The sequence below is a fragment of the Pelagimonas sp. genome (genome assembly GCF_050633425.1).
Taxonomy (GTDB): domain Bacteria; phylum Pseudomonadota; class Alphaproteobacteria; order Rhodobacterales; family Rhodobacteraceae; genus Pelagimonas.
In genome coordinates, this window is sequence record NZ_JBOEGM010000045.1 from 1 (window position 1) to 3531 (window position 3531).

The following is a 3531-nucleotide window of genomic DNA, read 5'->3' on the forward strand; positions in this document are numbered from 1 at the left end:
GAGAACCCGGAATCACGGTTCAGTCGATGGGGGGCCTTCGTGGCGTGGATTTTGTGCCGATGGCGGCATAAGACCAATAATGCCGCGCTCCGGTTTATGCCGCGCTTGTTCAGGCGAAGTCTTGTTTCCTGCGGTTTTTGTCGTTTTCCGGCTGCATAAGACTGTAGTTCAGAACCGCCATGTGAGCGTGGCGAACTGCGCAATTGGGGCCGGCGATTTGCCATAGGTGCAACCTTCAACCAAAAGAAGGAAACACTCATGGAAAACGATACGCACCCAGATCAAACGACGAGGCGGAAACTGAAAGCTGGCAGCCATGCCGATCGCTTTGCCCTACAGATCGAGGCGGAGGGATACGGCCTCCGTTCCATCGCCAATTACAGAACCACAGCCGAGGCGCTTTGGGCGGCGATGCTGGAGGCAGACGTCTGTCCCACTGAGCTGACCGATGATCGTGTGGACCATCTGGCGACGTCGATCATCAGTGCGGCTTCTGCGAGAGACCAAAAGCACTGTCGGTACCGCATCAATCGGTTCAGGGATTATCTCATTGAAAATGCAGGCGCACCGCCGCGCTCAGAACCGCCGCTCGACATGTCACCGAGGGCCTGCCTGAAACGGGAATACGAAACCTATCTTCGCAGTCAGCGCGGCTTGTCTGAGGACACAATTTATCACTGCCTACGGTTCTTTGATCGGTTCCTGACTGCGAAGTTCGGCTCTGGCCTGGGTGACTTGAACACCATCAAGCCAGACGACATCACTGGGTTCATACTTTGGTTGCGCAAGGAACAAAACGCGCCGCGGGACAAGACAGGCCCATCGCATCTTCGCAACCTCTTCCAGTTCCTGTTCTGGAGCGGAAAGACTGAGCGCAACTTGAGCAATGCTGTGCCGAAAGCCAGGCAGCCCAAACCGACCGGCATCCCGAGGTATCTGGAGCCGGAACAGGTCAACCGGCTCATTGAGGTGGTGCGCGACCACCAGAAAACGGGTCGGCGCAACTATGCAATGCTGATGCTGATCGCCCGTCTCGGTCTTCGTGCGCCGGAAGTGACAGCGATCGAACTGGATGACATCGACTGGCGCGCTGGAGAAATCCTGATCCGCGGCAAGAGGCAGTTGCACGATCGGATGCCGATGTCGGCGGAGGTTGGTGAGGCGATTGTCGATTACATCAAGAATGAGCGCCGGGGCCCGGACCGCGCGCTGTTCGTGTCGGTGAAACCGCCCTTCAAGAGGTTCAAGGACGCGCAAATCCTGCGATGGATATTGCGAGACGCCTATGACGCGACCGGCATTAGCCCGCCACAAGCCTATATAGGCACCCACATTCTGCGGCACAGCCTGGCCACCGACATGCTGCGAAAGGGTGCTTCGCTTGCTGAGATCGGGGACGTGCTGCGTCACCGATCTGCAATGACCACAACCATCTATGCGCAATACGATGTGGCTGCCCTGCGCTCGATCTCGCGCCCCTGGCCAACTTCGGGAGACGCCCAATGAAGACGCTGTCCCAACGACTTGATGAATATCTGGCCCTTCGGCGTTCGATGGGGTTTGACCTCTCCTTTGAGGAACGGGTCCTGCGCAAGTTCACGACTTATGCCGGTGAAAACGGGTTCAATCGGATCTCGACGCCCTTGTTCCTCGATTGGAAGGCAAACTACGGCAGCGCGGACAACAACACTTGGTCTCATCGCCTTGGTATGGTGCGCCGGTTCGCCTTTTGGCTTGCGGAGCACGACAATCGGACCGAGGTCCCGTCCAGCCAGCTTGTCACAGGCCGATACCGAAGGCGTGTCCCCTACATCTATGCGCCCAGTCAGATCGCGGATCTTGTCGTTGAAGCCGGTCGACTGCCGTCACCTTATGGCCTCCGTGCCGCATTGTGGCAGACCCTGTTCGGCTTGATCGCGGTGACGGGGATGCGCGTGAACGAAGCTTTGTCTTTGGATCAGCATGACGTCGATCTGGAACGCGCTATCCTAACGCTCAGAAACACCAAGAATGGCAAGGATCGACAGCTTCCCGTCAACGAGGATACCGCTCATTGGCTTGTTCGATATGCCGAGCTGCGGGATCGTCTGGTTCCGCAGCAATCATCCCGGTTCTTCATCAAAGAGGATGGCGAACCGGCGGGAGATTGCGGGGCACGCTACAACTTCGCGCAGGTCAGCAGAAACATCGGCCTTCGGTCACCACAAGCCTTCAACCGCCACGGACATGGGCCACGCATCCATGATTTGCGGCACACATTTGCCGTTCACACCATCCTGGACTGGTTCCGGGATGGCCGGGACATCGAAACTGAAATGTACAAGCTCAGCACCTATCTCGGCCATTCCGAGCCCAAGCACACGTTCTGGTACATCGAGGCCGTGCCCGAGCTGATGCAGTTAGCCGCGGCGCGGGCCGAACGGCGGGTTTTGGAGGACGCATCATGATCGCAACCTATCCATTGCCCGTCTATGTGCAGCGGTTCTTCACCGAGCGGCTGTTGACCCAGATGCAGGCCAGTCCAAACACGATTGCCAGCTATCGCGACACCTTCCGGCTCTTGCTGAGATACGCCGAGGCGCAGACAAGGCTGCCGCCGACTGAGCTACATGTGGCTCACATTGACGCCGACATCATCGGTCGGTTCCTGACCTTCTGCGAGGAGGAACGAGGTAACAGCGCGCGAAGCCGGAACACTCGCCTCGCGGCCATTCGCTCGTTCTTCAAATACGTCGCGGGCTGTGAGCCCCAGCTCCTGCACCATTGCCAGAAGGTGCTGGCGATGCCGTCCAAGCGGCACGAAAAACGCGTCGTGGACTTCCTGACCCGTGACGAGATGGAGGCCTTGCTGAAGGCACCTGACCAGACGACCTGGTTTGGGCGGCGCGACCGCGTTCTGCTTCTCACAATGCTCCAAACCGGCTTGCGTGTATCGGAGGTGATCGGCCTTCGCGTTGGCGATGTCGAGCTTGGCACCGGAGCGCACCTCAGATGCGTGGGCAAGGGTCGAAAAGAACGCGCAACGCCGCTTCGGACAGACAGTCGGTTTGCATTGAAGGCATGGCTTGCGCAGTGCCGGACTGAGCCCAGCGATCCCCTGTTCGCAACCATCCGTGGCAGGCCGCTCAGCAGAGATGCGGTTGAGCGAATTGTTCGGAAACATGCGGCAACCGCCGCCTCGACCAGCTCGACGTTCAGACTGAAGCGCGTCACACCCCATGTCTTGCGCCACACCGCTGCAATGCAGCTTCTACAGAGCGGTGTGGACCGAACGATTATCGCCCTTTGGCTGGGCCATGAATCGATTGAGACGACACAGGTCTACATCCACGCCGATATCGAACTGAAAGAAAAGGCGATGGCTCTGACAAAGCCGGTTGACCAGACGGGTGGACGATATCGACCGGGTGACGAACTCCTGGCATTCCTCGAAGCGCTCTGAATTATGCCGATATGCTGCGCCGATCTAACCGCAACGCAACAGGTTGTAAGGGTCGGCGCGGCATAAACCGGAGCGCGGCATTATGGGTC

General features: G+C 58.5%; 3 protein-coding genes. All 3 read left to right on the plus strand.

Annotation, left to right across the window (positions count from 1 at the left end; genetic code table 11):
- The first annotated feature begins 258 nt into the window (after positions 1-258).
- From ACRBB0_RS25895 to ACRBB0_RS25905, 3 genes are read left to right on the plus strand one after another with little or no spacing between them, the layout of a single operon-like run.
- Complete coding sequence (locus ACRBB0_RS25895; RefSeq protein ID WP_199484383.1) at positions 259-1506, plus strand: tyrosine-type recombinase/integrase; 1248 nt, start codon at positions 259-261, stop codon at positions 1504-1506.
- The gene (locus ACRBB0_RS25900; RefSeq protein ID WP_058123597.1) at positions 1503-2447 is read left to right on the plus strand and encodes a tyrosine-type recombinase/integrase; all 945 of its coding nucleotides are present in this window, start codon (positions 1503-1505) and stop codon (positions 2445-2447) included. Before ACRBB0_RS25895 ends, ACRBB0_RS25900 begins: the two co-directional genes overlap by 4 nt.
- Complete coding sequence (locus ACRBB0_RS25905) at positions 2444-3442, plus strand: tyrosine-type recombinase/integrase (RefSeq protein ID WP_102856250.1); 999 nt, start codon at positions 2444-2446, stop codon at positions 3440-3442. The genes ACRBB0_RS25900 and ACRBB0_RS25905 overlap by 4 nt, the downstream gene beginning before the upstream one ends.
- The last annotated feature ends 89 nt before the right edge of the window (positions 3443-3531 follow it).